Raw genomic sequence first — 26,210 nt, 5'->3', positions numbered from 1 at the left:
TCCTTTCCTTGAAGGGGCGTTTATGCACCCGTCCGTGTTTTGACCGGTTTGCCATTTTCAGCCTCAAAGGTACGTCCCCACCCAGTCCAGGCAGCAACGATCATAATGACCGTCAGTACAAGCGGATAGAAAGTGACTGGAAACAGCGAGAAGGTCGATTGCGCCGGCGTTTCGGCATAGCCGGAGGTGAGGAGTGCCCCGATAAACAGATAGGCACTCAACACTGGTACCACCGAGGCAAGGCCAAGGGCAAAACAGTCCATGATATTCGAACGCCGATAGGGATGCAGGCCAACGCGTGCTCCCAGTTCGTCGGCGATCGGGCCAAAGGCCAGCATTGCAGCCGAGTTCACACCGCCGAATAGCAATGTGGTGGCTGACACACCAATACCGATAGCAAGTTCGACGCCGCGCGGCGTTGAAGCCATGTTGCCAGAGGTTATGCAATCGATCAGCATCTCCATCACGCCTGCACCGCGCAATACACCCATGATGCCGAAAACCGAGATCACCAACGCAACTGTGCCCAGCATGGAGTTTACACCGTCATAGAGGAAACCGGCTGGTTTGCCGTCAGACACGCCGATGATTGCATCGACAGTCAGCAGACCCGTTGCCAGCCCTGTGATTGAGCCGAGCACCAGCCCCACAGTCACCGCCTTGAAGATATCGCGGGTAACCATCGCTACGATCAGCATGATTGCAACCGGAATAAGCATCAGCAGTGGTGCCGGGCTGGCATCGCCGACAAATTCGTTCACCACAGTTGCCGCATTTTCCGAGGACATACCGACTAACAGGTACAATAATCCAGAAATGGCAGCCGCCGTCAGCGCATAGCGCGCACGGTGTCGTACGACACCGCCAATATCAGCAACCGCGTCCCGTGTCCGGTAGCGTTGGGATGAGGATGAAATAATCGTGGTGTCCGAGATGGGAGCCAGGTTGTCGCCGAGGATTGCCGCTGACAGGATCGCGCCGGCCAGCGGAGCGGGAGCGGCGCCGATAGTAATACCGGCTGCATAAAAGATCGGAAAGGCGGTAAACATGGTGCCAATCGAAGATCCCGTGGCCATTGAGATCGCGGCAACTGCTATGAACACGAAGAATGTGTAATAGCCTGCGTTCAATCCTGTCTCGTGAGCCAGCCAGACAAACCCGGAAGCAACTCCTGTGGTTTTGATCATCGCTGAGATCATGCCGACCATAAACAGGATAACAATAATGGCCACCGAGGTCTCGCTGCTAATACCTCGCAGCACATGTTCCCAGAACCTTGAGTAATCGCGAGCAAAAATTGCACCGATCAACAGTGAGACGAATCCCCCCATTGCCAGCGCAGTCATGTCGAAAGCCTTGAAGACGACGAAATAAAGTACACAAAGGAACAGAAAGATCAGGGCCGGCAAGAATGCCATCCCCATACCTCCCCGGAAGTGAAGGAGCGAGTTGTTCACGTTAATTTCCTCGATGGGGTTCAGCTCTGGAGGGTGCGCAACACGAGGGCGCTGGCCGGGTCAGTGATTTGCTGTAATTCGATGAAATTGCCGTCTGGATCGCGGCAGTAGCACAAGCGCATCGGCCCCACATCCACCGGTGCTGAAACGAACGATACTCCAGCCGCCGATAGTCGCTCGTGGTCAGCGATCACGTCGTCGCTGTCGAAGCAGACATGCGCAAATCCCTGTTGGGATAAAGCGCGGTCGTCGTTGCGACTGGAACGTGGCTGCTTATATTCAAACAACTCCAGGAATGCATTGCCCGCCTTCAACAGGACTGAACGTGCGGTCGAATTTGATATCCCGGTAATCCCGGCGGCAAAGTCCGACATATCGGTCCCGCTTTCCCATCCGAATGCGAAAACTTCGGCAAAGCCCAGATGGTCTCGATAAAAAGGCAACAGGCGATCTATGTCGCCGGTGGTAATAGATGGATGATGAATACCTCTGATCATCGCGAGCTCCCCCTCACGCACAGGCCACGGCTTCGACCTCAACCAGCAGGTCGGGTGAAAAAAGACGGGTGACGCCGACAAGCGTGCTAGCCGGGGTATTGCCGGCGGCGCTGAAGGGAGCAATCAGCGACTCCCAGTTGGCGAGTGTGGCATCCATATCGGTCGTATAGACCCGGATGCCGGTGACATTGGTATAATCCATGCCTGCCTGCTTCAACACCTCTCCCAGATTTGCCACCGCGAGTTTCAACTGCGCCGCCATATCATCCTTGTGCTGAGGGATACCATTGGCACCGGTGGCGCATTGCCCGGACAACATCAGGATGCGGCTGGCGCCGGTGAACTCCTTGCCATGAGCAAATCCGAATCCGGCCTGCCAGGTCCAAGGATTAATTTCGCGTGTTTCCATCATGTCCTCCCATGCCGGTTCACCCGCTCCGCTTACGACACAAGCGGCGATAGCTATCATTCCACACGTCGCAAGGGTTGCAATCAATGGCAGATTCATCCAAACTTCGTTGCGTTTTACGCAACGAATTTACGAATATTCCGCGGCTTAGCTTCAATACGATATGATGTTGTGCCAACGATGATTGAAACGCAATTCCATGAGGGTACGCATGACAATTGACGACCGCCGTGTGCGGTTTCTCTTTCAGGCATGGCGCAGCGGTTCAATGCGGGCCGCCGCAGACGTGCTTGAGGTCGCGCCGTCCTCTATCAGTCGCCAGATCGCACAGCTTGAACGTGAGGTCGGGAACCGTCTGATCGAACATGGCCAGCGCGAGATCCGGCTTACCGAGGCTGGTCAGGCGGTCATTGAATACTACCGCACGCGGCAGGCTTGCGTTGAGGCTTTACGCGGCCAACTTTTGGATATTTCAACGGCTCGTTCAGGCCAGATGCAGCTTGCGCTGGGCGAGGGATTTTTGGGGGAAGCGCTTTACGACACGCTTGATGGCTTTATGGATGCCTGGCCGGGATTTAAATTGTCGGTGAATGTGACCGATACTCCTAGAATGGTGCAAGCACTACTGAATGACGAGGTACATTTCGGACTGGGCTTCCATCCGTTGTCCCATCCGCAGATCGTTTCACGTTTTCGAGCGGCGGTACCGCTGAAAGCAATCGTGCATGCCGCACATCCCCTGGCCGGGCGCACCAGCATCTCGATCACGGAGCTTTGTGCGCAGCAGTTGGCGTTGATGGGCCAAAGCTTCCGTATCCGCCAGACAATCGACACCGCCGCCACGGATGCCGGTCTCACAATAGCACCGATATTGACCACTAATTCCATCGCGTTGCTCATTCGAACTACTTGTGCTCGACGGGCGGTGACAGTCCTGCCGGAATTTAGTGTGGGATCCGAGTTAGCAAGCGGCCGGCTCGTAGCCGTCCGTATCGATGTTTCCCAACTGCAAGCTGTTTACGTCCATTTGCTAGCCCGTCGCAACCGCCAGTTCTCACCCCAGCTTATCGCGTTGGCAGAGCAAATCGGGAAGCGGTTAGTCCCCGCCGCACTCAGCGAAGCACGACAATTGTAAGTGAAAACAAAAATCTGGCTTTTTCTAAAAAATTATCGTCAGGATTAGATAGTTAAGCGCATAAACCAGCTGTTAACAGGGTATCGATGGTATCGCCAAACGGAAATTCGTGAGAGTCTGGCGGTTGACGGAGGGCTGAAAGGTCCAGTTATGGTACTGTTTTACTTGAGGATCGCGCATGGATACTCCGTCCATAACCAGCCATTTTGCTGAGGTGATACAGACCTCTCTCGCACCGGTTTTTCTCCTGGCCGGGACCGCAGGCTTTGTAAACATCTATGTGGGCCGCCTCGCAAAGTTGTCCGATCGGTTAAATGACATCGTCGAAAAAACGGAGAAGAACAAGTCGATACAGGTACAGCTCGCCTACCTTCGCGGTCGCGTATTCGCTTTGGAGATCGCAGCGTTCTTCGGCGTCAGTGCCGGCATCTGTACTTGTGCTGCAATCCTCAATCTTTTGGCTGGAACGCTCGCCATTGGCATTCGTCAGGAAAATCTATTCTGGTTCTTTAGTGGTGCGGTGATATTCCTCATGTTTTCGCTCGCGGCATTCTTGTTTGAGCTGGCCGTAGCTGGACGGAACATGATACGACAGATACGCAGCGCGAAGAGACCCAGCGATGCTGGTTAGTTCTTTGTGCCACAGATCCAAGGTTTCTCCGTAATTGTTTAGCGTCAAATGATAAGTTCCGGGTTCCTGTTTCCCCTGGGCATTTTCAAAAAAGGATGGCGCTCAGCAAGGGGATCAAGAAGGCCAGGACCGCGAAGGGGCCCGCGAAGCCGAGCGCATTGATCCGATTTTTATCATTTACGGGCGTTTCCGAACGGGGTCGACGGACATGGCCTGGAATGGAACTCCGCCCAACACGCGTGACGTCTCGTCATAGAGCAGCAAGAATTTAAACACCTGAGGCATTGTACGTCGTCCAGGGGAAGAAGCTATCTGATTGCTTCGCGCAGGCACTAACGGGAATGCGGACGCTCGGCTCGCTAATATCATTGCGCAATCCGCCAGTTCGTAAGATCATACTCGAAAGAAATTTCGAGGACATTTGCCATGCCCCTGTTAAAAACAGAGCGTTTGACGCTTGGTCCTTGCACCTCGGAGGATCGCGACGATTTTATCCAGCTGGAGCTGGACCGGGAAGTAATGCGGTTTCTCAACAATGGCGCAGTCGATCTTGACCGAATTGATCCGGCGCACGCACCGTTTCTCATGCCAAGAGGGGGCGAGCCCGACGTCTGGACAGCGCGACGCAACGCGGATGACGAGTTCGTTGGCTGGTTCTGCTTGTCGCCGGATGCTAACGCGGTCGCAGAAATCGGATATCGTCTGCGCCAGAAGGTTTGGGGTCATGGACTGGCATCGGAAGGGGCTTCGGCACTGGTCAGCTGGGGGTTCGAGGTCGCCGGGTATGACAAGATCGTGGCGACTACAATGGCTGTCAACCAAGGATCGCGCCGTGTGATGGAGAAGATTGGTATGAAACACATGCGGACCGATTTCCTGAAGTTTTCCGATCCCATACCTGGCACTGAGCACGGCGAGGTAACGTATGAGCTGACCCGTTTGGATTGGCTGGCAATTCACGGGCAGTCAGTTTTCAAGGAGGGACAAAGCCAAAGTCTGGCGGAACGTTGAGAACGAGATTGAACTTAAACGTAAGGCTGACAATGTTTGATTATATTACTCATTACTATCCAGCTGAAGATCCGCCATTTCGCAATCTTAGCGACGCCCCGGACGAGGATATACCGGCAATCCTTGACGCACTCGCGGCACGAAGATTGTCTGGATCGAAGCGCGTTTTCGGCCGGCGCTATGTGCAGTTTCGTCGCCTGACAGAAGAGAAGATGAGAAGCCTCTTCGTGCAAGCAGGTGGACGACCCGTGCGTAAGGCTCCCCACTATTTCATCCTGGGGAAATCTGACTGGTTCGCTAACCTTTACGCGAACACTCGAAACGTGCGGTTGCCGTTGAAACAACTCGATCCGGACACAACGAGTTTCACCTACCCCGATAGCGTTGTTTCGATGAGACTTGACCCAGCTTTTGGACTGCCCGTCGATCCCGTCCGGCCCTACCATGAAAAGGTCTTTCGCTTATCTGAACTCGACAGTGTTGTGAGCGAGTACGGGCTGCCTAATGACACTCCCGAAGAAGGTGATGCCTATGCGGATTACCATCTCAAGGAATTCGAACGATATATCGAAGCCCAGATCTGGGCTGATGACCCTGTAGCTGAGTGGCTTTGACGCGCAGATTGTTGTCGATCGTCCATATCCAGTGCGCTTCAAGGTCGTTGCGCACCTACACATGGTCATGCACGTGTTTGCTCAAGCTCAAGCACATTTCCCTCAGAATCGCGTGCGTAAGCAATCAGATATGGATTCTCCGACGTTCCGAAATTTGTAGTCTGTCCCATCTGTGAGCCACCGGCCCTGATGATTTTCGAAAGGATGTCGTCGAGGTTCTCTATCTGGAAAGACAGGTGACCGTAACCGGGTTCATTGACCTTCGGCAGGCCACGCGAATGCGTAGTCTTATGCTGGTGTATCTCGAGGAAAGGCCATTCAAGCGCGGGAAACTTTAACCAGATCGAATATATCTCGCAGCCCGGAGGCCCGTTACCACGTGAGACCTTATCGCCTGACAAAACCCTCGGTTCATGAAGCAACTCGCATTTCATGACATTCGTGTAGAATGCGCAAAGTGTTTCTGCATTGCGAGCCACAAGGTTGATGTGGGCAAGTTTCATAGCGCCGGAACCTTTCTCTTATCCCAGTTGCAACTCCTGCTTCACCAACACCGGCGGAAACTGCACGAAGTCCGCCACGTCGAACTCAACTGAAAAATCGAGTATCTTGCTCTTGGCCCAGTCGATAGCGGCTGGTTTGGCAGCTTCGTGCACTCTGGTTGCCAGTGAGCAATGTGGAACCCAGCTTCCGGCACGGTAATGCTCATGACAGATCATTGGATCGAAGTGGCGATGCAAATCGGCATGGAGGTCCGACAAGCCCTGGTCAAAACGGGGTTTTGCCCAAAGGACCATGAGGTCATTATCGAAATGCTCCACGGTCTCGAAGGCTATCGACAGTTTTTCGTGTGATGAAAAAACCTCGTCCAGGACCGCGCTTATGTCACCTGGATAGTGAGGGAAAACTGCAAGCGTCAAATGGGGAGGATAATTCAACTCACGCATTGAACCAGAGGGTTCAAAAATACTCGCTTCGTCCCAAAGCTCCAGGATCTCAATTGCCGTGGCATTGCAGCATTTCAAGCTAATCCCATATGGCATTCATCGCGTCCGTTCTGTGTCGTTGTTCGATCACGCCCTGTTTTCCCGGCCAGAACATTACTATTGTCCCGATGAAGGGTGCAACGAATAGAGGACATCTGGTTCGCGCTCTTCATTGTCCGACCCGTCAGTTTCTTTGACTGCGACAAATCCATGCTTTTCATAGAAGCGTCGTGCCGCGTCATTACGTTGAAAAGTCCAAAGAGATAGTTCGACAGCTTCTGACTTTGCAATCTGAAGCAGGGCGGTTCCAATGCCTTTTCCTTGCGCCGTTGGCAGGATATAAAGCTGGTCGATCCAGCCATCGCGGAAAGCGATAATACCCACCAGTTCATCATTCTCGAACGCTCCCCACACCGAGCAGGCGTTAAAAACACGCTCCCGGTAAAACCACTGATCTTCAGCTGGAGTATGCAGTCCAGCCAACCAGGGCAACCGGTCATCAAACGCAGCGCGGTGAACGATAGCGGCGCAATCCATATCGCTCAATTCAAGTCGACGAAGTAAAAATTTCTGCATACCAACTCCTGGATAACGTGCCGGTGGCTTCTCAAGCCTGCCCAGGCAATCAGCCTGTCCTACGTAAAGGACCAGAGCATCTCAGGCTCGAAGTCCGGGAACAGGTTCCCTGGCTGTGACGAAACGTATTCGTGCTTTACTGATCGTACTTTGCTTGTGAAGCAGTCGATGGGATTCAAGAATAACTGTTTGCACTCCAGTCCCGCATCTACAGCTAAACAGCCCTCGGAGCACGCCCGGCGATGCCTTGCCTTATCGCTCGACTATCATGTGTGCGACGAGTTCCGCTGTATTCCGAACGTTCATTTTCCGCATGATTGATGCCCGGTGCACCTCAACGGTACGTGGGGAGATACCTATAAGCTGGCCGATTTGTTTGGAGGTCATCCCATTGGCCAGATGCCGGGCGACGACGCGTTCCTTCGGGGTCAGCAAAGAGGCACTGTTGCGTCCTTCTTCCAGCTTTTCAAAAGTCCATACCATGAGTTTGAATGGCTCCTGCGGCGTCATCGTACGCCCGCGCGCACGCATCCAGATAATTTCGCCGCTGCTATGCTGCATGAAGCGCTCATCCTCATAGCGGGGGCCGGACTCCAGCCATCGTTCCCACCGTTCCCCGGTTTTCTCGTAATCGACATTAGATGGATATAGCAGGCGGATGGATTGCCCTTCCAGTTCGATACGGCTACGGCCGAACAATTGTTCTATCTCGCGATTGACCCGCAAAATGCGTCGGTGGGAGAGCACCATGATCCCTATTGGGGCTTCAATGAAGCCGGTCAAACACAGGTAATCATCAGGGTATTCATCCATTTCGCCCACCTCCATAACCGTGTGCAACCCACGGGTTCTCTAATCTAAGTAAAAATTACGTAGATATCTACGTATTTCTACTCATGTTCATATTCGCTCTTTCTGGCGACTATTGAAGCGGAGGAAGCGTTTGCTTGCGGACGCACGGAGTGGAGACAGTACTCTCGGTTTAGAAATGGAACAGCCCGGACGGGCGCGCATGGCCCACGTGTGCGAGCTGCCTATACGTCCCAGGTCGAGAGTTTTTATCGGAGAATCTGATGAACGGGTCCAGTATATATTGCATTGGCAGCGGACACACCAAATTCGGGAGGTTGTCTGCCAATCTCGAAGAACTGATCGTCGAGGCTACACGCGAAGCGGTCACTGAATCCGGTATCGCTCCCGGGGATATCGATGCCATTTTCCTCGGTCACTTCAATTCGGGTCTGGTCGGTGACGGTTTCGCCTCTTCGCTTGTCCACCAGGCGTTTCCCGAGTTCCGTTTCAAGCCCGCTGCACGTTCGGAAAATGCTTGTGCTTCGGGGGCAGCGGCCATTTATGCCGGGATCAATGCATTGCGCTCCGGCAAGGCCCGCAACGTACTGGTGGTCGGCGCGGAAAAGATGACCCATCGTACCACCGCAGATGTGACCACCGCGCTTGCCGGAGCCGGCTATCAGAACGATCCGGTTGAAGCCGCCCTGAGCTTTCCGCAGGTATTCGCCGTGGCGGCTGGTCAATATACACAGCGATATTTTAATCCGCTTGATGCGATGGCGCGCATAGCTGCCAAGAACCATGCAAATGCAATGAAAAATCCGCTTGCGCAGATGCACAAGCCGATGAGCTATGATCATTGCGCCAATGTCAGCGAGACAAATCCGTTGATTGCGCCCCCGCTGCGTCTGACGGATTGTTCGTTAGTGACTGATGGGGCTGCGGCTATCATTCTGAGCAACGAAGCCGGAGCTGCGGAGTCTGCGAAAAGGCGCGTGCGTATCGCCGGTACCGGTCATGTTTCTGACTTTCTGCCGATGAGCAGGCGCGATTTCATTGCTTTCGAGGGACCTGCGCTGGCGATAGCGACAGCCTATAAAGAAGCGGGGATCACCGTCAACGATCTCGACTTCGCCGAGGTGCATGACTGCTTCACGATAGCCGAGTTGCTGATTTACGAGGCGATGGGTCTTGCCGAACCGGGAAAGGGTAACGGCCCCGTCGAGGACGGAACAGTCACGGCGGAAGGAAGGCTTCCGGTCAACCTTTCGGGGGGGCTCAAGGCCAAGGGGCATCCGGTAGGCGCTACAGGCGTTTCCATGGCCGTCATGTCATTTCGCCAACTGACAGGCCGGGCCGGAGATATTCAGCGCAGTGGCGCTGAATGGGGGCTGGCGTTTAACATGGGCGGTGCTGCCGTCGCCAATTATGCAACTATCCTACACGCCGATCGGGCTTAGGGACCGCACAATGAATATCGCGAACTGGCTATACCAGTCTGCTCTGAACTGGCCCGGCAAACCGGCTATCCTGCTGGGCATTGACGAGATTCACAATTACGGCGGGCTGCTGCGTGCCATATGTTGCCGCGCCCGGCATCTGACGACGCACCATAAGGTAGGCCGCGGAGACCGCGTGGCCATCTTCGCCAAAAACAGTCCCGAATACATAGAAATCATGCACGCCTGCTGGTGGATTGGAGCGGTTGCTGTGCCGGTCAACTCCAAATTGCATCCGATTGAGGTTGAATGGATTCTGGAGAACTCCCGCGCGACACTCGTCTATACTGATAACGGGCGCACTTTCGAAGGACGCCCAGGGATCACTGAAGCCGCGATTGACGAAGACTGCTCGAACGAATTCGAGATCACGCCACCGGTAGAAGTCAACGAAGCCGATCTCGCATGGCTGTTTTACACTTCCGGTACCACAGGGCGCCCAAAGGGGGTGATGCTGAGCCACGGCAATCTGCGCGAGATGGCGCTTTGCTATGCCATGGATGTGGTACCGCCGTGCGGCGACGACGTAATGCTTTACGCCGCGCCGATCTCGCATGGTGCTGGACTTTATATGTTTGCGGTACTGCGTGTGGCAGGTGCTCACCTCGTACCCGTGTCACGCGGATTCGACCCGGGGGAGATCATTAATCTGGCGCGGACGCGGGGAAACCTCGTCTTCTTTGCTGCTCCCACTATGGTCAAACGGCTGATAGCCGCTGCTGGAGCGCTTGGATATAAGGGCGAGGGCATTCGTTCGATCATCTATGGGGGAGGACCGATGTATGCGAACGATATCGATGAGGCAGTCTCGTTGTTCGGATCAAGGTTTGTTCAGATTTACGGGCAAGGCGAAAGCCCAATGACTATAACCGCGCTCTCCCGGGAACTGGTCGCCGACGAGACACACCCTGCCTGGCGCACGCGGCGCGCGTCCGTCGGTGTCGCGCAGGCAAGCGTCGAGGTTCAGATCAGGGACAAGGATGACAAGGTCTGCCCAATTGGCTGTACAGGAGAAATCGTTGTACGCGGGCCAAGTGTCATGAAGGGTTACTGGGAGGATCCGGAAGCCAGCGCCAGAACGCTCGCCGGTGGGTGGCTGCGCACTGGTGATCTGGGACATCTGGACCAGGATGGCTTTCTCTATCTTACCGACCGGTCGAAAGACGTCATCATTTCTGGTGGCACCAATATTTATCCGCGCGAAGTGGAGGAGGTGCTTCTTCAGCACCCCGCGGTTTTTGAGGTGGCAGTGATCGGCGTCCCCGACTCCGAATGGGGCGAAAACGTTACGGCTCATGTGGTTCTGGAACCCGGGCAGACAGCGACGGTAAGCCAACTGGACCATTGGTGCCGCCAGTTTATGGCGGCATTCAAACGACCCAAGCATTACGTCTTTGCCGGTGATCTGCCAAAAAACAGCTATGGGAAAATTCTCAAAACCGAACTGCGCAAACTTGCCCCGGGCGGCTAGATCCAGCCGTCCAGGGCGAAAAAACTTATCGAGGAGGAGGAACAAGACATGAAAAGACGTGATTTTCTAAAGGCTTCGGGTACTCTCGCCGGTCTCGGATTGATCGGCTCGTTACCAAATCTGGCGGCGGCCAAAGGGTCGATGAAGTTCGACAGCTATGTCACCGAGAGCGCTGGTCCGTCATGGATCGACCGATGGTTTCTTGAAGAGCTCGAAAAACGCAGCAATGGAGAAATTTCTGTCCGCAGGTTTTGGGCAGGCAGCCTCAACAAGGTTGGCGAGCATCTGGCGGCGGTGCGCGACGGCACGTCGGAGATTACCTTGATCTCGCCTGGCTATTACCAGGCCGAACTGCCGGTAACGCGCGGCCTTGAATGGTATTTCCGTATGGATCGCGCCGATGCACTGCAGCTTGTCTGCCGCGATGTCTATGACCAGTTCGAACCGCTTCGACAGGAATGGGAGCAGCGCCATCGCTCAAAGGTACTTTACTGGACGAACTGGAACTATGCCCCCTTGGTGATGCGGCAGCCTGTTACCTCTATCGAGGATATCAAGGGCAAAAAGATTCGCGGTTACGGCATTGCGACAGATGTAATCGAACGCTTGGGCGGAGTTGCGGTTCCCATGGCTGCCGGGGAAGTCTATCAGGCTCTTGAACGTGGCGTTCTCGACGGTGTCTATGGCTTCGATTTCGTGACCGCCATCGCCTACAAGCTGCATGAAATCGCCCCCAATTTCTACGATATTGGAGATGGCCCGCATGGTCCGGCGGCGACGGTAATGAACATCGACGTCTGGCAGGGGATGCCCGATGAACACAAGCAGATTTGTACCGATCTCGCCAATGAACTCTATGACGGCAAGTTCCTGCAACTCTACGAAAAGGTGCTGGAGGACTATACCGCCAAGGCTGTTGCGGAAGGTGTGAAGTTGAGTGCGCTCAGCGATCAGGAAAAGGCGAAGGCGCGGGCCATCGTGCAGCCGGCTGAAGTTGAAGCCTGGGTGGAAACCGTCGCCAAACCGGCCGGGATCGACGGTTCTGAGATGCAGCGCCTTATCGATGCAGCGATCCAGAAGCATGCCGCGGCGGGAAAGATGAAGCGTCCCGAAGAAATTGTGGCAGCGAAATGAGCTCGTGATGGTTGGGTTCAATCGCATTCTTAACTGCATAGCCAGGGTAACCGGTTGGATCGCCCTCCTGTTTCTCGGCTTTATGATGCTGGCGATCACGATCGACGTTGTTGCGCGCGCCTTGATGGGCCGTGCCGTGCCAGGGCTGTTCGAAATGTCAGAACTGTCAATGGTCATGGTGGTGTTTATGGGACTGGGGCTCACGCTGATTGATGACGCCCATATCCGTGTGACAATGCTTACCGACAGACTGCCGCATGAATGGTCACGGATCGCTACGGGGATATCCTGGTTTTTCGCGGCGCTGACGTTTGCCATGCTAGCCTGGCCGTCATCCGTTGAGGCAGCCTACTCGTTATCGATCCGGGAGTTCCGCTGGGGCGCCGTCCAGATGCCAATCTGGTGGGCGAAAATAGCGGTTGCGGCTGGTCTCTGGTTCGCTGCGATTCAGGCGCTTGTTCATGCGCTGCTTGTCGCGTCGGGTGCCCGGCAGAACCAGACGCATACCAACAGCGTCGCGCATTAACAATGCAACGCGGCGCGGTATTCGCGCCGGTCGTTACAAAGGTCCACCCGCGAGGTTTTCATGGACATCACTTTAATTACGATAATTGCACTTGCGCTGATTTTTGTGTTTCTTGCGCTTGGCACGCCGGTATTTGCGGCGCTCGCCCTGTCTGGGGCTTTCGGTATCGTCATGGTCGAGGACTTTGCCTTCCTCATGAACCGTCTGAAGACCTTCTCCTTCAGTAACACCGCAAACTATGCGATGACCGTCATCCCCCTGTTTATTCTGATGGGCTCGTTTGCCCATCATGCCCAGGTAGGAAAGCGGCTGTTTGCTGTTGCCAGCAAATGGGTGGGACATCTGCCGGGTGGCCTTGCTATGGCCGGAATCCTGACATCCGCCGGTTTCGCGGCCACCTCCGGTTCGTCGGTGGCGACGGCTGCGACTGTAGGGGCCGTGGCAATTCCTGAAATGAAGAAGGCTGGCTATGATCCGCGACTGGCCACAGGTTCGGTCGCAGCGGGTGGCGTACTTGGTGTCTTGATCCCGCCCTCTGTCCTTCTGATCTTTTATGCCGCATTGACTGAGGTTTCTGCCGGGAAAATGCTCATCGCCGGTTTCGTGCCAGGCATCCTGACGACTGTGGTTTTTATGATCGGCGTCGGCATGTGGGGGCGTTCTGCTCAAAACCGTGCGGCGCGCACGGCGAAGGCATCCTGGGGCGAGCGGATGCGCGTGACGCTGACTGCCTGGCAGATCGTGGTGCTGTTTGCGGTCGTAATCGGAGGCATCTATCTGGGTCTCGTGACACCGACGGAGGCTGGCGCAATCGGCGCATTCGTCGCTTTGCTGATGCTTTTGTGTAGCCGCGAGGGACGCGGGAATATACGCATTGGACTGCTGGAAAGCTTCCGCTCGACAACCACAACGACGGTGATGATCCTCTTCACAATGATCGGTGCCGGGATTTTCAGCTATTTTCTGACCTTGATCCAGATCCCGCAGATCCTGGCGCAGGCAATTACGGAAAGTGGCATTCCCCCACACCTGGTGGTGGCGGTTCTGCTTTTGCTCTATATCCCGATGGGCATGTTCCTCGATGCCTTTTCAATGATGGTTATCACCCTTCCAATCATGTTTCCCACCGTAATTGGTCTCGGCTTTGATCCGATATGGTTTGGCATCCTGTGTGTAAAGATGTGCGAAATTGGACTGATTACACCCCCTGTCGGCCTGAACTGCTTTGTCATCGCTGGGATCGACCGGCAGACGCCTCTGTCGGACGTGTTTCGTGGATCGATGCGTTTCGTACTGATGGAGTTTTTTACTGTTGTGCTGATCTTCCTGTTCCCGGTGATTGTCACATGGCTTCCAGATTCAATGATGGGAAAATGATATGAAGGAAACAACAGATAGAGGGGAAATCGGAACAGCATTGGTCACGGGCGGTGGCTCAGGGATAGGGAAGGCCACAGCGCTGCTTCTGGCCGCCCGCGGCGCCGCGGTGATTGTTGCCGATATAAACAGCGGGGCCGCTGATCAGGTTGCTTCCGAGATTAACCGGCTTGGTGGCAATGCCTTCCCGAAACATCTGGATGTCACCGATGAAGACATGATCGACGCAGTATTCACTTCACTTGAGGCGTCGGAATTGCCTGTTGACGTACTTGTTAACAGCGCCGGACTGATCGTGCTGGCTCCATTGCTTGACCTTCCGTCGGATGCATTCGCTCGAGTAATGAAAGTGAATGTGACCGGTACTTTCATGGCCAGCCAGCGCGCCGCCCGGACGATGATGCAGCGTGGATACGGGCGCATCGTAAACCTGTCCTCAGTGTCGGGTCAAAGGGCCGGGGCCGGTCGCGTCGCATACGGTACGTCGAAGGCAGCGATCATGGGTCTGACACGCCAGTTTGCGCTGGAGGCGGGAGCCTGCGGCGTGACATGCAACGCTATTGCCCCGGGCGTGATCGAAACGCCGATGACGAGGGATACGTATAACGAGAAAACCTGGACGCAGGTGATGGGCATGATACCTTGCAGGCGCTTTGGTCAACCGCGCGACATCGCCGAGGCTGTCGCATTCCTCGCCAGCCCAGCAGCAGCTTATATCAACGGGGAAACGATCTTCGTCGATGGCGGCTACAATGCCGGTGGCATGACGCAAACGGGAGCAGTTGAACTGAAGTAGCTTCACACGAGGTGTGGATTTCGTTCAAAGGCCCTTCTCATTGACTAGCTTCGATTGAAACGAATGGCGTCCAGTTGACCGATAATCACAGCAATCCCAAGACAGATCGATCCGAGCCCAAAAGATATTGTTCCAAGCATCAATCGTTGGGTTGATGGCGCTTCAACGATAAACAATAGTCCGATCGCGATCTGAACCACAGCGAGGATATAAATCACAATCTTCATTATCATATATCCGACCTGATTATTCTGGTGGGAACCAGAGCGGTAACGGTCAACAGTGATCCAGATGTTGAATTCATTTGACCACCGGGGCGCAATCGAACTTGATGGCATCGATCTCGCCGGAGGCAACATTATATTCGCTCACTTGCAGAAATGAGCACATATAGATTTTCTCCTCATTCTGCAGGAATACATAGTTGCCCGTCGCCGTTTTGATTTCATAGCCCTGTTCAGCAAGATCCAGAATTGTCGGTTTTCTTTCAGCACTGGCGCCGGAAGACAACGCAAGTGCAATTGCGAAAACAGTGCAGAATTTTTTCATTTTCTTTTCGTGCCCGGCGCTAGTCTGTGTGATCGATTATGATTGAAGAAATCATACAATACTTATGCTTGATGAGCGTTCAACTGTAAAATGATTTTATCGTGCATCGTCGTATCTTGCGTTCAGCGGCGGAAGGGCTGCGGGATTTTCGCCTCGCCCAGAAAACAATCTCCTTAGGGTAAATGCAGTGACCCAAGCTCCCTTATGGCCGCTTTCGGTGGATCTGGTTTGGGGAAACTCTTTGACGGCAAAAAAGAAAACAGGAGGACAATCTCACAAAGCGACAGCAAATTAGCTGGAAATGACCGCGAGGAATGATAGGCTTGGCCAGCAAGCGGAAATGGAGATTTGTAAATGGTGTATCAGCCTGCGAAAAACGTTTAGTCCAACGAGGCTCTCGACGCGGGGCGATCAGGTTGCAGCACCTGGACGACGCTGTAGCTGCGCTGACCATCAGGCTCACAGCTGCCCAAATACGAACTCTTGAGATCAACTACATTCACCACTCTGTTGTCGGGTTTTCCTGACGACATGGCATTGGTGTTGGCCCCGGGGCAGGAGCGGATCTGATTTTGTCCAAGCGCCGGGATTGGAAAACGGGATAAAGACGTGTGCTTCGTCCCTTGAAATCGAGCTCGCATAAAATACTGGTTCCTTCTTACCTCCACCGATGATGCAAAACAGGAGGCGCCAAACGGCTGCAGCACTTCGTCGTTGAAATCAAACCAGGCGCTATGAAGGATGCGGCCATTGCCATCAGGTCCGTTGCTGAACCAGTCGTAGCAACCGGACCGGTCTTCAGGCATGAAGGCGAAATCCTCCCCGATCATCGTCTGCGGAAGGTTTGTTTCGATTCTGTTGAACACAGCCGGTCCAGCATTCTCCGTAGACCTGACTGCAGCCTGTGAATTGATGAGCGTTGGATATTGCTGGACACAAGATACTGTGCACTGCGTGCCGGTCGATAAAGCTATTTACGGGCAGGTTACTGGTTCCAGGTCGTGAACCCATGAAGAGTTCAGAGCTTGGCGGTTTCGTTCACCCAGATTTTCGTGCCGATCGGAACCATCTGCTTCGAGACACCCGGCCCTAACATGACCGGAATGAAGTCAGGGTGGGGCGGTGAGAGCATCTCAACACAGCCGATAACGGTGTGATGGATGGTTCCATCAGGCGCTTCCAACACGACAGGATCACCTACCTTGACCTTCCAATTGTGCTCCCCGTGCCTTGGGATGCCGGGCGCGACGATAATGGAGCTCCGACCCGATAATTCGAAAATGTCCTCCACTGTAGAGAGATGAAGCATTGACGTAGCCCTTTGATCCCGGCGGAGCGACAAAGTCCTTTTAAATGCCGTGGATCGGTGATTCAAGGCAATCACAAGCCAATACGATTTAACCGACCTTGAGTGGCGTGTGATCGAGCGCTTCTTCTCGTAGCTCAGGCGCTTTCGCAGGGTTGCCACACCCTACGGCATGCTCGCCGAATACTTCCTGGCTATGGTCCAACGGGGATCGATGCGACTTTGGCTCCGCGGTTCTGAGCGTGCGGCCTGGTTGGATTTATTGCCAGCGGTTATAAAAAATGACCGCTCGATCCAGAATTGGTGCTGACTCATCACATTGAGCACAAGAAAATAGTGGCATGGTTCATTATTGGCGGGGATTCACTTGGTGAGGGAGCACGATGTGCGACGAGAAACACTATCTTGTGCTTGGTGGAGCGGGATTCATAGGATCCCATCTTGTGAGGCGGCTTCTATCTGAAGGTCATGCTGTCACAATCATAAATCGTTCGCCCGTCACAAAAATTAGAAGTAAATTTTCTGATAGGCTCAGCCGAAACCGGCTTGTGATCGTCCAGGGCAACTTTTACGATGAAGCCTTGCTTGATCAGTTTATGCCGGATAGCAGTGCTTGTATTCATCTCGCAGGGTCGATGGTCCCATCTGTTTCCATCGAGAACAAGATTACTGATATTCAGATCAACCTTGCCGGAACAGTAAAGCTCCTGGAGATCGCCAGACGGCACCGGTTGAAGAAGCTGGTCTATATTTCCTCTGGCGGAACTGTCTATGGTCAGACAACTGCGCAATCGATCAGCGAGGATCATCCGACAGATCCGATTTCAGCCTATGGCATCACTAAGCTGGCAGCGGAAAAGTATCTTCAGCTGTTTCACCGACTGCATGATTTGCCTTCAATCACGCTGCGTTTGGCAAACCCTTTCGGGCCCGGACAGGCTGAAAAGGGCACTCAAGGTGCAATTGCGGTATTTGTGGAACGCATTTTACAAGGTGCGCCGCTTGAAATCTGGGGCGATGGAAGCACAGTTCGCGACTATCTTTTCATTGACGATGTCGTGGAAGCGATCGTGAAAGCAATCGACTATTCCGGTCCGCAGACTATATTCAACATCGGTTCAGGGGAGGGGACGAGCCTCAACGATCTATGTGCACAGATCGGGCGGCATTTTCCCCCGTTCCAAAAATCCTTCATGCCGAAGAGGTCTTTTGACGTTCCGCGAAATGTCCTCGATATTTCCCGGGCGCGAACACATCTCCACTGGCATCCGCGCATTTCGTTGGCGGATGGTATCAATCGCTATATTTCCTGGAGAAAAAGCTTCAGTGCTGCACAGGTCTTTAATGAAACTCCCAAAGAGATTCCAGACATGATCGAAACACCACATCCGCTTTAACTATTCGCTTTGCGCGTTGGTCGTATCGGAACGGGAAGGAAATCAGTCTTTTGGACTGATTTCCCGGTAGATATTCTTGATATCAGGAAGCACTTTGGACGGTTGGCAGATAAGGAGGGCGAGAGAATGGCGCGCGCTCGTCAAGAATTGCTTCGAAATCGCCGAACATAACCTTGCCATGGTCGAGTTTGCCTCCGGTGGGCAACCGAGAGAAGAGATGGAGTTCCAACGGCTCGCTAATCGGCAGGGAAAGCGACATCTTGAGTTCGAACTCCTTCAGTGGCTCCGTTAGTTCAATCCAGTCAGTGGTCGCCAAAGCGCCTTCTCCGCTTTCGACGTCGTCAACCTTCTGTCCGGGATAGCTGAGTGCAGCGCGAACAAGCAGTTTGGTCTGGCACAAGCCATCATCTATCCTGGCTGTGCATGAAACACCGGAAAAGCCCGGAAATGACGGCAATTTAAGCCTGGCTGCTGACGCAGGGTTTTGCTTGAGTGGGCGCAAGAGAAACCGCCCGCCGTCAGTATATCCGAAATATGGGTATGCCCAGCTTAGCGAACGTGTGGTCTGTGCCTTGCTGATCAAATAATCTGCGATCTTCATCTTTGCATGTGAACCCGCAACAGTGCCGGGCGGATTGTAACTGAGCCCCGGGTAGCCGCCCCAAATTCGCATTTCAAGCATCTGACTGTCCGGATTCCCCCGGTCAGCACTGTGAAAGGCGAATTCAGGCATCAGCACCGATGATGTTGTGGAGAGTTGCGGGGGCACACCTTCACCTTCAGCCAGGACCAGAACTTCAAGTGTGGAATCCATACGGGATAGAACTTTCCCCAGGCGAAGCGCAAACCAGCCGGAGAGTGTCTCGTCAAACGGTATCTTCCATCTGGCCAGTTCCAGTTCAGATGAAGGCACCCTCAATATAACGAGCAGGTGGCCTGTTCCCGTCCCCGGCTTTTCAATCCGCAGATCCAGGCCAAGAAAACCCCGCGCGCCAACAAATAGCGGCTGTGACAACGCTCCGTTGATCGTACCGTTCGATGAACCGTCAACAGGGGTTTCATAAACAAGCTGGGGTGGGGCCTTTCTAAGGTTATTAACGAGCGCTTCCAGCTCAGGTGGAATCCTGGCGTGATGCGCGAGCCCTTGTCTGAATGTGGCCAGATCTTCCAGAAGCTTCTGGTTCAAGTGTATGAGCCGCATATTCTCGTGAAGAGCCTTGATCGCAACTGCTTCAACAAGCCGTTCGGTGTCACCTCTCAAGATCACAGGAAGATCGGCTGAACCCGACGCATGTGCCCACCAGGTTTCCAGCACCGCTGTGCAAATATCGCCTTCGGGACTCCATATCGCCAGAACATTGCTTGGCGGCACGTCCAGAGGCCGCGTCTCGCTGCTGCTCTTACCAATGAGAAATCTCTCACCACCATTGAAAGCCGTCGTCTCTATCCACTCGACGGGTAACTCTGGACATGGGTTCTCGGCATCGGCTCTTTCGGATCTAAGGACCAGAATTTTCGGGCCGCCCGTGAAAAGGGACAGCAGCATATCAGCGGCAACTTCGATCATGCGTAAACTTTATCCGTCTCTTCTGGATGGTCGATTATCGGCGTTGTATTGGTAGGGAAGTAGTCTTGCCACCGCTTGAGCTTGCCCGCAGGATAGCCAACACTATTGCACAACTGCTGGATTTCCTCCGATGCGGGGAAAATCGCATCATATGCCTGTTCAAAGGCCGAACAACCAATTACCGAGTTGCTTGCGCCATCCTCTTTACTCTCGATGACGGCGAAGGTTTTTACACGCAACTTGCGCAATGCGCCTGCGATGAGATGCAGAACACTGCTTCTGACCGATACGACCGTGGAATAAGCCGCCAACGTACCCAATGCGATCTGCCTGTCGCGCCCGTCGAGTTGTGGAAGCGCGCTGCCCATGTAGTTTTGGGTGTTCCGCATGCTGATTGAATTGTCCAGAGACAGCATCGGCAATGTTACGATCTCTGCAAATTCACTCAGATCTGCTGGATCGGCAGTGAGCATCGAACCAAAGCAAATCAGGTGCGGGATTAACCCGTGTTGTGCTGAAGATCTTGCCAGTTCGGATGCCCGGGCGACATCGTCGGCCCCCGGCTGATCGACAACAAAAGCAATCGTTCGGGTAGCTCCATTAATCGGAAAGGCTGACGGAATTCTGAATAGCTCGGGATAGTAATCCCGCGGCATAGTCGCTTGAGCCCTGTATCGGTCGTAAGGAACCGAATGCCAAAAATCGCGCTTCTGCGACTTCGCGGTTCTCTGCAGACTTTTAACGAAAAGAGTGAGCATATCAGGCTGGATCAGCGGCAACTCAATTTGCCGAGACACACCAATCTGTAGCAAATGATCCCGCGCTGCAAATTGCTTGCTGGTATGCCAATGATTGCCGAAGGCAAAGCCACCTTCTGGAAATTGTTGTGCAAGCAATGCACTCACTTCGACCGCCCAGATATGCAGAGGCTGAGTAGGGAGATGAACGGAAATCGCATCAGTTTTTCGCGTGTCTGTCACGATCGAATTCATTGCGAACTGTGGGGACGTCGAAAGTTCGACGGTAAAGGAAGAACTTGCTGCTTGCTGTAACGCACATTCCATGTTCCAGAGAATGCCGCTGAGCAGCTTTTGATCCTTTAAATGATCGTAGGTTGTCTGATGAATGACGAATAGATGACCAGGACATTTTCCATAATCTGGTTTTTCCGCTGCGCGAAGCAGTTGACATAAATAGGTCTGCAAGGGCATCGGATTGGAGGGCTTTGCAACTGCACTCAGCGTATGGACCTGACCAGTGTCCGGGTGATAAATAGCGTATCGCGTACAATCTTCAATTTCTCGCTTGAGAACCGCTTGAACATTATAGAGTGCGGAGTGCTTCTTGCGAATATAATCAAGGATTTGCACGAAATCTCGTTCAGCTTCCGTCAGCATGCTTTCGCCACGTCGCCGATAATGAAAACCAGCATTCGGGACGTGAACACCATGAAAGCCGAGGGCCAGGCCCTGAAGCCAAAACTCCCAGTCTTCAACGCCCTTTCGCATCGCCTCATCAAAGCGGGCACCTGCGTCCAGCATCCGGCGAGCAACCATGCTGCCTGCTTCGCAGAAGCTGCGAAACAAATGTTCAAGGCCTGAATATGAACCTGACATGTCGCTGAAGCTGGAAAAACCGAACTTATCAACGTCGGTATAGATCCAGCCCGTTTTCTCGTCGCTGGCTCTCAATGCGCTGACGAGCCGTTGCAGCATGGATGGGTCTATGTGATTATCGCAGTCGAGAAAGAATACGGCCTCCAGTGCAGGAAATGCCCGAAGCGCAAATTCCAGTCCGGTATTGCGCGCTGCGCTCAACCCATTGTTGGCTTTATGAAGATAGAAAACCAGCCCTGGATAGCAGCACGCAAAACTCTGGCAGACTTCATGGGTTTCAGATGAGGGACAGCCATCGTTCACAACGACAATTGCGAACGGGAACTCGCATTGTTGCGCGATAGCTGTTTGTAAGGTTTCTGCGGTCAATGCCGGTTGTCCGTAAGCCGGAACCAGAATGACTGCCCGAACATCCTTTACGTTCTGCAAATGTAATTTCCGATTCATCCAAGTCGCACGCTGTCGGAACCAGATAAACCCATATCCGTGTCGACAATGTGAGAACATTATATCCATCCGCAGATTTAGGGAGGTTCCGCGGTAGTTTTTTGTAACGGACTGTCATCGATGATTTAAGCTGACACACAGGCATTCTTCGAACAAATGCCATTGAGCTTATCATCAATGTATTTCAGGCAGCAGGGCCGCGATCCACTTCCTTGGTGTTTTGCGATGAATTCAAATAAGCTGACGCGTCAGCCTGAGCCCAACTAATAGATCAGAGCAGGGATATGGCCGATACGTTGCAACTGTTAAACTCCGGAGAGATGGGCCGTGTCCCCTACGGTGATGACACTTCGATTACGGAAAAAATCGTCCTGTCGAAGCCGGGTTATACTTCCCGATTTGGCGGGGAAAGTCATGAAACCTGCTGCGTCGATGGGGATTTTCATCCATGCTGCGACAACCATGCTAAGCGTAAAGCCGTGCGTCACGATGATCTGTGTCTCACAGCTGCGTCCAACCACTTCATCGATGAAGGGAAATACTCGCTTTGCGACGTCGCGCCGCGTCTCGGCGCCTTCGATGCCGCAATCATGGTCCAGCCGATTATCATCCGGCGCCGGGGTATAGCGTGAAACCAGCCATTCTTGAGGTTTGCCACTTGCCACCCCGTAGCTGATTTCTCGCAAGGCTGAAGTCTCCTGCGCTGGCTGGCCCACACGCTTGGCGATTGCTGCCGCAGTCTGAGACGCACGTCGCAGGTCAGAACTGTAGATTTCGACTTCGCCTGGACCGATCAAGGCTGCCAGGCGTTCGGCTACGGCATCTGCCTCTTGCGAGCCGCGAGGAGTTAAGTCGCTGTCGTACCACCCTCCAACCTTATTCTCGAGGTGATGGGTGGCCTCAGTATGTGTCACAACGAAGATCTGTTTCACGCTGGCCAAACTCATTCTCCTTTCGTCCGTCCACTTTCTCCCTGTTCTAGATCAAAGCGGACGGGCAGCAAACCTGAAGGATTTTCGATGCGGGCACAGCGTGATATTGGCGCGCCGGCGCATTCCCCGACTATCTCCTCGAGACTCCGGGACCGCGCCCAACGACCCCGGAGAAATATGATCAGAATGTCAACCCACATGCCTGACGGATAGCGAGTTGAACCGGTGAGGGGGGCAGGGCTGGATCAAACTCACCCTTTGGAAGAAGCGGCGGTTGCGCCATGAAGCGCGGTCGCTTTCCCCGGTTAGGTTGTGCGGCATGGACCAGAAATGGATGGCACAAATAGACAGTGCCTGCCTCTCCCGTCGCCAGTTCCACGTCGCAACCTTCTGTCGAGAAGTAGCCATCGGTCGATAGCTGCCGCAGAGTTGCGCCCGCTTCGCCGTAGGGCAGCAGTTCCCGCGCAATGACGGCATGTGAGCCTTTTCGTATTTTCGTCGGCGCATCGTCTGGGCCGACATCCGAAAACAAAAACAACATCAGCAATGCGCGCCCGCTGCTCTTTACGTTAACCCGCCACTCCATGAAATCCGGATTGTCGGTACCAAAGCTTACGTCCACATGCCAGCCATCATCACCAGGGGATTCTGATGACGGAAAGCGGACCGGAAAGGTTCCGAGGCCCCGAGGGGTAAGCCAGCGGCCCTTCCCTGCAAGCTGATCGTAGGCTTTGTGCAGTTGCAGCGTGTTGGCGGCCTTGACGAAGGGCGGCGAGGACTTGAATCCCACCCGGATAACGGGTTCTTTCCATTTTTCGGGCGCATCCGGGGACAACCCAATATCGTCCCACAATTCGTCCCTGCCTTGCTTCGCAAGATCGACGCTGAAAGCATTTTCAATCTTGACGAAACCGTCGACAATGAAGCTCTGGACCTGACTGGGAGTCAGGCCGATATGTTCGGTTTTGGGCATTATAACATTCTCCGTTCGGCTACCACGTTACGCGGGGCCGTTTGATCTAGGTGACGCAACCGCGCCTGAACGACTCTCTGTCGCTCAGATCAGGGGGAAAAATGTAGACATGAACATCATGGAAGAAAACATACCTCGAAGGGAGATCGACAACAACCCCTGTCGAGGAATTCCAGATTTCACGACAGCCTCACCAAATTTAGCTTCCGCTTTAGGAGACGTTGTTGATAACGATGAACGGTCGCTATGAAGGTTGGAAGCTGCCGGGCCGCATCGCGTCTTCATTCCAGCCGTTTGAGACGAAGTCCGAGAAACTCGAAAGCCGACCTTCGCGGATGGCGGCACGGGCTCTTGAAGTCATCAAACCTGCGCTAAACGAAGGCGCTTTCGCGCGAAGCGAACGAATAACATTCAATTGCGTTCTTCGCACAGGGGGTCCAATGAACTCAGATGTTCGGCAGAACTACTTCACCTTGAAAGCCGAGATTAAGTCAGCGATTGGATTGACACCATCCACGGGCGAACCCTTAGTGCTCGACGCTCGAACGAGATAATTGCTTCCCCGCGACAGGAGCGTGAATATTTCCCGGTTGTGTTGCTCTCCGATTGTCGACCGGGCTGCTAAGGAAGGCTTCGAATAAGCATTCGTCCGCTAGTGGAATCAATATTCCGTGCCGGAACACAATGCTCATTTGGTGAGGGCCCAAATCGGCCAAGGGACTGATGTTTCCGACCTTGGAAGAGGAAAAGGGCATCATCACCGCTGTCGTCGGGCCCTCACTGTTGGAACGTCAGCGCCGGATGTTGATAACTGCACGCAATGTACTGATGGCAATTGTATGTAGCGCGGCTGAATTGCGCTTTCATCAGTCATCCCGTTGCCCTTTGCGACGACCGAAAGCGACCGTTCATTTCAGCCGCCCCTTGACAGACCAGGGGGCGCCCCGAAAGCCTCTGCCTGGGGCTCATCCTCATTGCACTTCCTGATACAAAATCAACGCAGGATCCGCGAACGTGTACTGATCGCCACCCGTCGCTCACGATCGGGAATAGCTGTCGCACGTACAGGACAATTATTGGGCATACGTTCGGGTCAGGGTGACCACGGCCCGGCTTGTACACTCCCGGCATTTAACCGTCTGGCAAAATCCTGTTGATGTTCTTTTTATGCTCTATGGATAGAATCATGCCATCATAGCAGCGCTAATCGTTGCCTCGGCATCATGCATCAGCTTCACCGCACCTGCCGAAACAGGCAATGAAGCGGTGCGAGAGGAACCATGTGGCGACCTTCTGGCGAGCCTGGAGCAAAAGCCGCCCCACCTCAATTTTCTCCACTGCCAAGAAGAGGCGCAGCATCCTGTGAAAGCACAGGTCGCCCAATCGGTTGTCATGCAGTTCATGAATGCATTTCTGGTCCACGGCGTCGAAGTCGACCAGGTTGAGCCTGACTATTACAATTTCTGCACCCGCCCTGGCGAAGGCCCGACCGCTTGCAACTTCAGACCTATTATGATGCCTTGGGAACCGATGATTAACGCGGATCCGACAGGGCAATCAAATAATGCTGTGTAAAAAAAGTGTCATTCTTATATTGATGATTGCGTCATGGACCACTGCCGAACCTACTGAGGGCAGCGCTGCGCCGGTTGGTCAAAGCTGTGTCCGGGAATATCCTTTCAGAAAGGACTCGGTTCCACCTTGGGATATCGAGAAAGTCGAACATGTGTGGGACGCACCGCTCGGAGAGAACCTCATTCTCGTAGGGGGAGTAGACGGCTATGGTTGGGCGCGGGCTTGCCGTGCGCGCGGAGTTGCTACTGACATTTTCGAGGGCGAATACCGTGACCAGACGATATTGTATCGCGGACGCTTCCGGCTTGAGACGTCGGAAGGAAAAACAGCCCCGGATGATGCACTGGAACACTTCTATGTGAGTAATTTCAGTTATCCCGAGGGGCTGATCCTCTACCCTATTGTTGAAGGCCCGCCTCCCGTGAAAACGCTACGTCTCGTACCGATCGATGCTGGCGGCTTCATGTTTCCATCCACATCGGATTAACAGCTGTTACAAAGAATCTGTTGATGCCCGAAAGGAAGCAGAAGGTATTGAGCGCGACTATCCCACCCTTATTCTGGGGCGCGGTCGGGTTCGGTTTTAAGCAGGATCAAGCCAACTACCCATGGGCCAGAGATTGACGCAGTGAGGACCAAAACAGGTCATCATATAGGTTTATAAACAATCCTGACTCCTGACCATAGCTGATGTTCCACATCAGCTAGTGCACGGCGAGGACGCATCCGCCGATTGCCAATGCAAGTGCTGCCCAGCAGAGCAATGCAATGAGCTGTGGGATGCCCAAGGCCCAATCGGTCAAGCGCCGATAGATGAGCCATTGCGGATAGATCAATAATAACCACAGAAGATATTGCTGAACAAATCTGGCGTCAAAAACTTGGAACATACCAATACTGGATATTATTCATTCGTACACGACTGTTATATACGTAG

The 26,210-nt window shown here is 53.8% G+C and carries 27 protein-coding genes and 1 pseudogene; 13 read left to right on the top strand and 15 right to left on the bottom strand.

Going from position 1 to position 26,210, the window contains the following annotated elements; translation table 11 throughout:
* Window positions 1-20 precede the first annotated feature (20 nt).
* The 3 genes from AAE521_RS13480 to AAE521_RS13470 are packed head-to-tail and all read right to left on the bottom strand — an operon-like array spanning window position 21 to window position 2,363.
* The gene (locus AAE521_RS13480) at window positions 21-1,457 is read right to left on the bottom strand and encodes a Na+/H+ antiporter NhaC family protein (RefSeq protein ID WP_342061569.1); all 1,437 of its coding nucleotides are present in this window, start codon (window positions 1,455-1,457) and stop codon (window positions 21-23) included.
* 20 nt (window positions 1,458-1,477) lie between these two features.
* Window positions 1,478-1,954 carry a VOC family protein gene (locus AAE521_RS13475; protein WP_071634466.1) on the bottom strand — a complete coding sequence of 159 codons (477 nt, stop codon included), beginning with the start codon at window positions 1,952-1,954 and terminating at the stop codon, window positions 1,478-1,480.
* Window positions 1,955-1,967: 13 nt separating this feature from the next.
* Window positions 1,968-2,363 (bottom strand): RidA family protein, encoded by a 396-nt coding sequence (locus tag AAE521_RS13470; protein WP_342061568.1) that lies wholly within the window; start codon window positions 2,361-2,363, stop codon window positions 1,968-1,970.
* 211 nt (window positions 2,364-2,574) lie between these two features.
* Between AAE521_RS13470 and AAE521_RS13465 the strand changes: the two genes are divergently transcribed.
* The 4 genes from AAE521_RS13465 to AAE521_RS13450 all read left to right on the top strand — a co-directional run bounded on the left by AAE521_RS13465 (window position 2,575) and on the right by AAE521_RS13450 (window position 5,754).
* On the top strand, window positions 2,575-3,498 hold the full coding sequence (locus tag AAE521_RS13465) for a LysR family transcriptional regulator (RefSeq protein WP_071634464.1): 924 nt from the start codon (window positions 2,575-2,577) through the stop codon (window positions 3,496-3,498).
* Window positions 3,499-3,676: 178 nt separating this feature from the next.
* On the top strand, window positions 3,677-4,129 hold the full coding sequence (locus tag AAE521_RS13460) for a DUF2721 domain-containing protein (RefSeq protein WP_071634463.1): 453 nt from the start codon (window positions 3,677-3,679) through the stop codon (window positions 4,127-4,129).
* 426 nt (window positions 4,130-4,555) lie between these two features.
* Window positions 4,556-5,140 (top strand): GNAT family N-acetyltransferase, encoded by a 585-nt coding sequence (locus AAE521_RS13455; RefSeq protein ID WP_342061567.1) that lies wholly within the window; start codon window positions 4,556-4,558, stop codon window positions 5,138-5,140.
* Window positions 5,141-5,172: 32 nt separating this feature from the next.
* The gene (locus AAE521_RS13450; protein WP_342061566.1) at window positions 5,173-5,754 is read left to right on the top strand and encodes a hypothetical protein; all 582 of its coding nucleotides are present in this window, start codon (window positions 5,173-5,175) and stop codon (window positions 5,752-5,754) included.
* 65 nt (window positions 5,755-5,819) lie between these two features.
* On the opposite strand, the gene AAE521_RS13445 is transcribed toward AAE521_RS13450, so the two are convergent.
* From AAE521_RS13445 to AAE521_RS13430, 4 genes are all read right to left on the bottom strand, one after another.
* Window positions 5,820-6,257, bottom strand: a complete 438-nt coding sequence (locus tag AAE521_RS13445; RefSeq protein ID WP_342061565.1) for a VOC family protein — start codon at window positions 6,255-6,257, stop codon at window positions 5,820-5,822.
* Window positions 6,258-6,275: 18 nt separating this feature from the next.
* Window positions 6,276-6,797 carry a 2'-5' RNA ligase family protein gene (locus tag AAE521_RS13440; protein WP_342061564.1) on the bottom strand — a complete coding sequence of 174 codons (522 nt, stop codon included), beginning with the start codon at window positions 6,795-6,797 and terminating at the stop codon, window positions 6,276-6,278.
* A gap of 60 nt (window positions 6,798-6,857) precedes the next feature.
* Entirely contained in the window at window positions 6,858-7,316 is a 459-nt protein-coding gene (locus AAE521_RS13435) for a GNAT family N-acetyltransferase (RefSeq protein ID WP_071634458.1), read from the bottom strand.
* Between the two features lie 252 nt (window positions 7,317-7,568).
* A complete protein-coding gene (locus AAE521_RS13430; RefSeq protein WP_143132880.1) occupies window positions 7,569-8,129 on the bottom strand; it encodes a LuxR family transcriptional regulator in 561 nt (186 codons plus the stop codon).
* A 260-nt stretch (window positions 8,130-8,389) separates the two neighbouring features.
* Between AAE521_RS13430 and AAE521_RS13425 the strand changes: the two genes are divergently transcribed.
* The 6 genes from AAE521_RS13425 to AAE521_RS13400 are packed head-to-tail and all read left to right on the top strand — an operon-like array spanning window position 8,390 to window position 14,911.
* Complete coding sequence (locus AAE521_RS13425; RefSeq protein WP_342061563.1) at window positions 8,390-9,568, top strand: thiolase domain-containing protein; 1,179 nt, start codon at window positions 8,390-8,392, stop codon at window positions 9,566-9,568.
* A 10-nt stretch (window positions 9,569-9,578) separates the two neighbouring features.
* Complete coding sequence (locus AAE521_RS13420) at window positions 9,579-11,078, top strand: class I adenylate-forming enzyme family protein (RefSeq protein ID WP_342061562.1); 1,500 nt, start codon at window positions 9,579-9,581, stop codon at window positions 11,076-11,078.
* A 48-nt stretch (window positions 11,079-11,126) separates the two neighbouring features.
* Window positions 11,127-12,212, top strand: coding sequence for a C4-dicarboxylate TRAP transporter substrate-binding protein (locus AAE521_RS13415; protein ID WP_342061561.1), 1,086 nt, complete (start codon window positions 11,127-11,129; stop codon window positions 12,210-12,212).
* Between the two features lie 7 nt (window positions 12,213-12,219).
* Window positions 12,220-12,738, top strand: a complete 519-nt coding sequence (locus AAE521_RS13410; RefSeq protein ID WP_342061560.1) for a TRAP transporter small permease subunit — start codon at window positions 12,220-12,222, stop codon at window positions 12,736-12,738.
* A 60-nt stretch (window positions 12,739-12,798) separates the two neighbouring features.
* Window positions 12,799-14,115 carry a TRAP transporter large permease gene (locus AAE521_RS13405; RefSeq protein ID WP_342061559.1) on the top strand — a complete coding sequence of 439 codons (1,317 nt, stop codon included), beginning with the start codon at window positions 12,799-12,801 and terminating at the stop codon, window positions 14,113-14,115.
* A 1-nt stretch (window position 14,116) separates the two neighbouring features.
* A complete protein-coding gene (locus AAE521_RS13400) occupies window positions 14,117-14,911 on the top strand; it encodes an SDR family NAD(P)-dependent oxidoreductase (RefSeq protein ID WP_342061558.1) in 795 nt (264 codons plus the stop codon).
* Between the two features lie 44 nt (window positions 14,912-14,955).
* Here the strand turns inward: AAE521_RS13400 and AAE521_RS13395 are convergent, their stop codons facing one another.
* The 4 genes from AAE521_RS13395 to AAE521_RS13380 all read right to left on the bottom strand — a co-directional run bounded on the left by AAE521_RS13395 (window position 14,956) and on the right by AAE521_RS13380 (window position 16,769).
* A complete protein-coding gene (locus AAE521_RS13395; RefSeq protein ID WP_071634450.1) occupies window positions 14,956-15,138 on the bottom strand; it encodes a hypothetical protein in 183 nt (60 codons plus the stop codon).
* A gap of 73 nt (window positions 15,139-15,211) precedes the next feature.
* On the bottom strand, window positions 15,212-15,460 hold the full coding sequence (locus tag AAE521_RS13390) for a hypothetical protein (protein WP_342061557.1): 249 nt from the start codon (window positions 15,458-15,460) through the stop codon (window positions 15,212-15,214).
* 380 nt (window positions 15,461-15,840) lie between these two features.
* A complete protein-coding gene (locus tag AAE521_RS13385) occupies window positions 15,841-16,326 on the bottom strand; it encodes a hypothetical protein (protein WP_342061556.1) in 486 nt (161 codons plus the stop codon).
* 152 nt (window positions 16,327-16,478) lie between these two features.
* Window positions 16,479-16,769, bottom strand: a complete 291-nt coding sequence (locus tag AAE521_RS13380; protein WP_071634447.1) for a hypothetical protein — start codon at window positions 16,767-16,769, stop codon at window positions 16,479-16,481.
* A gap of 100 nt (window positions 16,770-16,869) precedes the next feature.
* Between AAE521_RS13380 and AAE521_RS13375 the strand changes: the two are divergent.
* Both AAE521_RS13375 and AAE521_RS13370 read left to right on the top strand, forming a co-directional pair.
* Window positions 16,870-17,016 (top strand): annotated as a pseudogene (locus AAE521_RS13375) (IS5/IS1182 family transposase); the annotation flags it as partial.
* A 133-nt stretch (window positions 17,017-17,149) separates the two neighbouring features.
* The gene (locus AAE521_RS13370) at window positions 17,150-18,163 is read left to right on the top strand and encodes an NAD-dependent epimerase/dehydratase family protein (RefSeq protein ID WP_342061555.1); all 1,014 of its coding nucleotides are present in this window, start codon (window positions 17,150-17,152) and stop codon (window positions 18,161-18,163) included.
* Window positions 18,164-18,245: 82 nt separating this feature from the next.
* On the opposite strand, the gene AAE521_RS13365 is transcribed toward AAE521_RS13370, so the two are convergent.
* The 4 genes from AAE521_RS13365 to AAE521_RS13350 all read right to left on the bottom strand — a co-directional run bounded on the left by AAE521_RS13365 (window position 18,246) and on the right by AAE521_RS13350 (window position 23,698).
* On the bottom strand, window positions 18,246-19,730 hold the full coding sequence (locus AAE521_RS13365) for a DUF6212 domain-containing protein (protein ID WP_342061554.1): 1,485 nt from the start codon (window positions 19,728-19,730) through the stop codon (window positions 18,246-18,248).
* Window positions 19,727-21,775, bottom strand: a complete 2,049-nt coding sequence (locus AAE521_RS13360) for a glycosyltransferase (RefSeq protein ID WP_342061553.1) — start codon at window positions 21,773-21,775, stop codon at window positions 19,727-19,729. Before AAE521_RS13360 ends, AAE521_RS13365 begins: the two co-directional genes overlap by 4 nt.
* Window positions 21,776-22,098: 323 nt before the next feature.
* Window positions 22,099-22,740, bottom strand: coding sequence for a histidine phosphatase family protein (locus AAE521_RS13355; RefSeq protein ID WP_235817690.1), 642 nt, complete (start codon window positions 22,738-22,740; stop codon window positions 22,099-22,101).
* Between the two features lie 166 nt (window positions 22,741-22,906).
* On the bottom strand, window positions 22,907-23,698 hold the full coding sequence (locus AAE521_RS13350; RefSeq protein WP_071633003.1) for a phytanoyl-CoA dioxygenase family protein: 792 nt from the start codon (window positions 23,696-23,698) through the stop codon (window positions 22,907-22,909).
* Window positions 23,699-25,262: 1,564 nt separating this feature from the next.
* On the opposite strand from AAE521_RS13350, the gene AAE521_RS13345 reads away from it, so the two are divergent.
* Window positions 25,263-25,760 carry a hypothetical protein gene (locus AAE521_RS13345; protein WP_071633000.1) on the top strand — a complete coding sequence of 166 codons (498 nt, stop codon included), beginning with the start codon at window positions 25,263-25,265 and terminating at the stop codon, window positions 25,758-25,760.
* Window positions 25,761-26,210: the final 450 nt, after the last annotated feature.

This window comes from Brucella cytisi (assembly GCF_038433355.1).
Classification (GTDB): domain Bacteria; phylum Pseudomonadota; class Alphaproteobacteria; order Rhizobiales; family Rhizobiaceae; genus Brucella; species Brucella cytisi.
This window is presented reverse-complemented; position numbering and strand designations above follow the sequence as displayed.

What these genes read in the sequence shown, in the direction of transcription:
- AAE521_RS13475 (WP_071634466.1), bottom strand. Translation starts at nt 1,954, where the DNA reads ATGATCAGAGGTATTCATCATCCATCTATTACCACCGGCGACATAGAT.
- AAE521_RS13470 (WP_342061568.1), bottom strand. Translation starts at nt 2,363, where the DNA reads ATGGAAACACGCGAAATTAATCCTTGGACCTGGCAGGCCGGATTCGGA.
- AAE521_RS13465 (WP_071634464.1), top strand. Translation starts at nt 2,575, where the DNA reads ATGACAATTGACGACCGCCGTGTGCGGTTTCTCTTTCAGGCATGGCGC.
- AAE521_RS13460 (WP_071634463.1), top strand. Translation starts at nt 3,677, where the DNA reads ATGGATACTCCGTCCATAACCAGCCATTTTGCTGAGGTGATACAGACC.
- AAE521_RS13455 (WP_342061567.1), top strand. Translation starts at nt 4,556, where the DNA reads ATGCCCCTGTTAAAAACAGAGCGTTTGACGCTTGGTCCTTGCACCTCG.
- AAE521_RS13450 (WP_342061566.1), top strand. Translation starts at nt 5,173, where the DNA reads ATGTTTGATTATATTACTCATTACTATCCAGCTGAAGATCCGCCATTT.
- AAE521_RS13445 (WP_342061565.1), bottom strand. Translation starts at nt 6,257, where the DNA reads ATGAAACTTGCCCACATCAACCTTGTGGCTCGCAATGCAGAAACACTT.
- AAE521_RS13440 (WP_342061564.1), bottom strand. Translation starts at nt 6,797, where the DNA reads ATGCCATATGGGATTAGCTTGAAATGCTGCAATGCCACGGCAATTGAG.
- AAE521_RS13435 (WP_071634458.1), bottom strand. Translation starts at nt 7,316, where the DNA reads ATGCAGAAATTTTTACTTCGTCGACTTGAATTGAGCGATATGGATTGC.
- AAE521_RS13430 (WP_143132880.1), bottom strand. Translation starts at nt 8,129, where the DNA reads ATGGATGAATACCCTGATGATTACCTGTGTTTGACCGGCTTCATTGAA.
- AAE521_RS13425 (WP_342061563.1), top strand. Translation starts at nt 8,390, where the DNA reads ATGAACGGGTCCAGTATATATTGCATTGGCAGCGGACACACCAAATTC.
- AAE521_RS13420 (WP_342061562.1), top strand. Translation starts at nt 9,579, where the DNA reads ATGAATATCGCGAACTGGCTATACCAGTCTGCTCTGAACTGGCCCGGC.
- AAE521_RS13415 (WP_342061561.1), top strand. Translation starts at nt 11,127, where the DNA reads ATGAAAAGACGTGATTTTCTAAAGGCTTCGGGTACTCTCGCCGGTCTC.
- AAE521_RS13410 (WP_342061560.1), top strand. Translation starts at nt 12,220, where the DNA reads ATGGTTGGGTTCAATCGCATTCTTAACTGCATAGCCAGGGTAACCGGT.
- AAE521_RS13405 (WP_342061559.1), top strand. Translation starts at nt 12,799, where the DNA reads ATGGACATCACTTTAATTACGATAATTGCACTTGCGCTGATTTTTGTG.
- AAE521_RS13400 (WP_342061558.1), top strand. Translation starts at nt 14,117, where the DNA reads ATGAAGGAAACAACAGATAGAGGGGAAATCGGAACAGCATTGGTCACG.
- AAE521_RS13395 (WP_071634450.1), bottom strand. Translation starts at nt 15,138, where the DNA reads ATGAAGATTGTGATTTATATCCTCGCTGTGGTTCAGATCGCGATCGGA.
- AAE521_RS13390 (WP_342061557.1), bottom strand. Translation starts at nt 15,460, where the DNA reads ATGAAAAAATTCTGCACTGTTTTCGCAATTGCACTTGCGTTGTCTTCC.
- AAE521_RS13380 (WP_071634447.1), bottom strand. Translation starts at nt 16,769, where the DNA reads ATGCTTCATCTCTCTACAGTGGAGGACATTTTCGAATTATCGGGTCGG.
- AAE521_RS13370 (WP_342061555.1), top strand. Translation starts at nt 17,150, where the DNA reads ATGTGCGACGAGAAACACTATCTTGTGCTTGGTGGAGCGGGATTCATA.
- AAE521_RS13365 (WP_342061554.1), bottom strand. Translation starts at nt 19,730, where the DNA reads ATGATCGAAGTTGCCGCTGATATGCTGCTGTCCCTTTTCACGGGCGGC.
- AAE521_RS13355 (WP_235817690.1), bottom strand. Translation starts at nt 22,740, where the DNA reads ATGAGTTTGGCCAGCGTGAAACAGATCTTCGTTGTGACACATACTGAG.
- AAE521_RS13350 (WP_071633003.1), bottom strand. Translation starts at nt 23,698, where the DNA reads ATGCCCAAAACCGAACATATCGGCCTGACTCCCAGTCAGGTCCAGAGC.
- AAE521_RS13345 (WP_071633000.1), top strand. Translation starts at nt 25,263, where the DNA reads ATGCTGTGTAAAAAAAGTGTCATTCTTATATTGATGATTGCGTCATGG.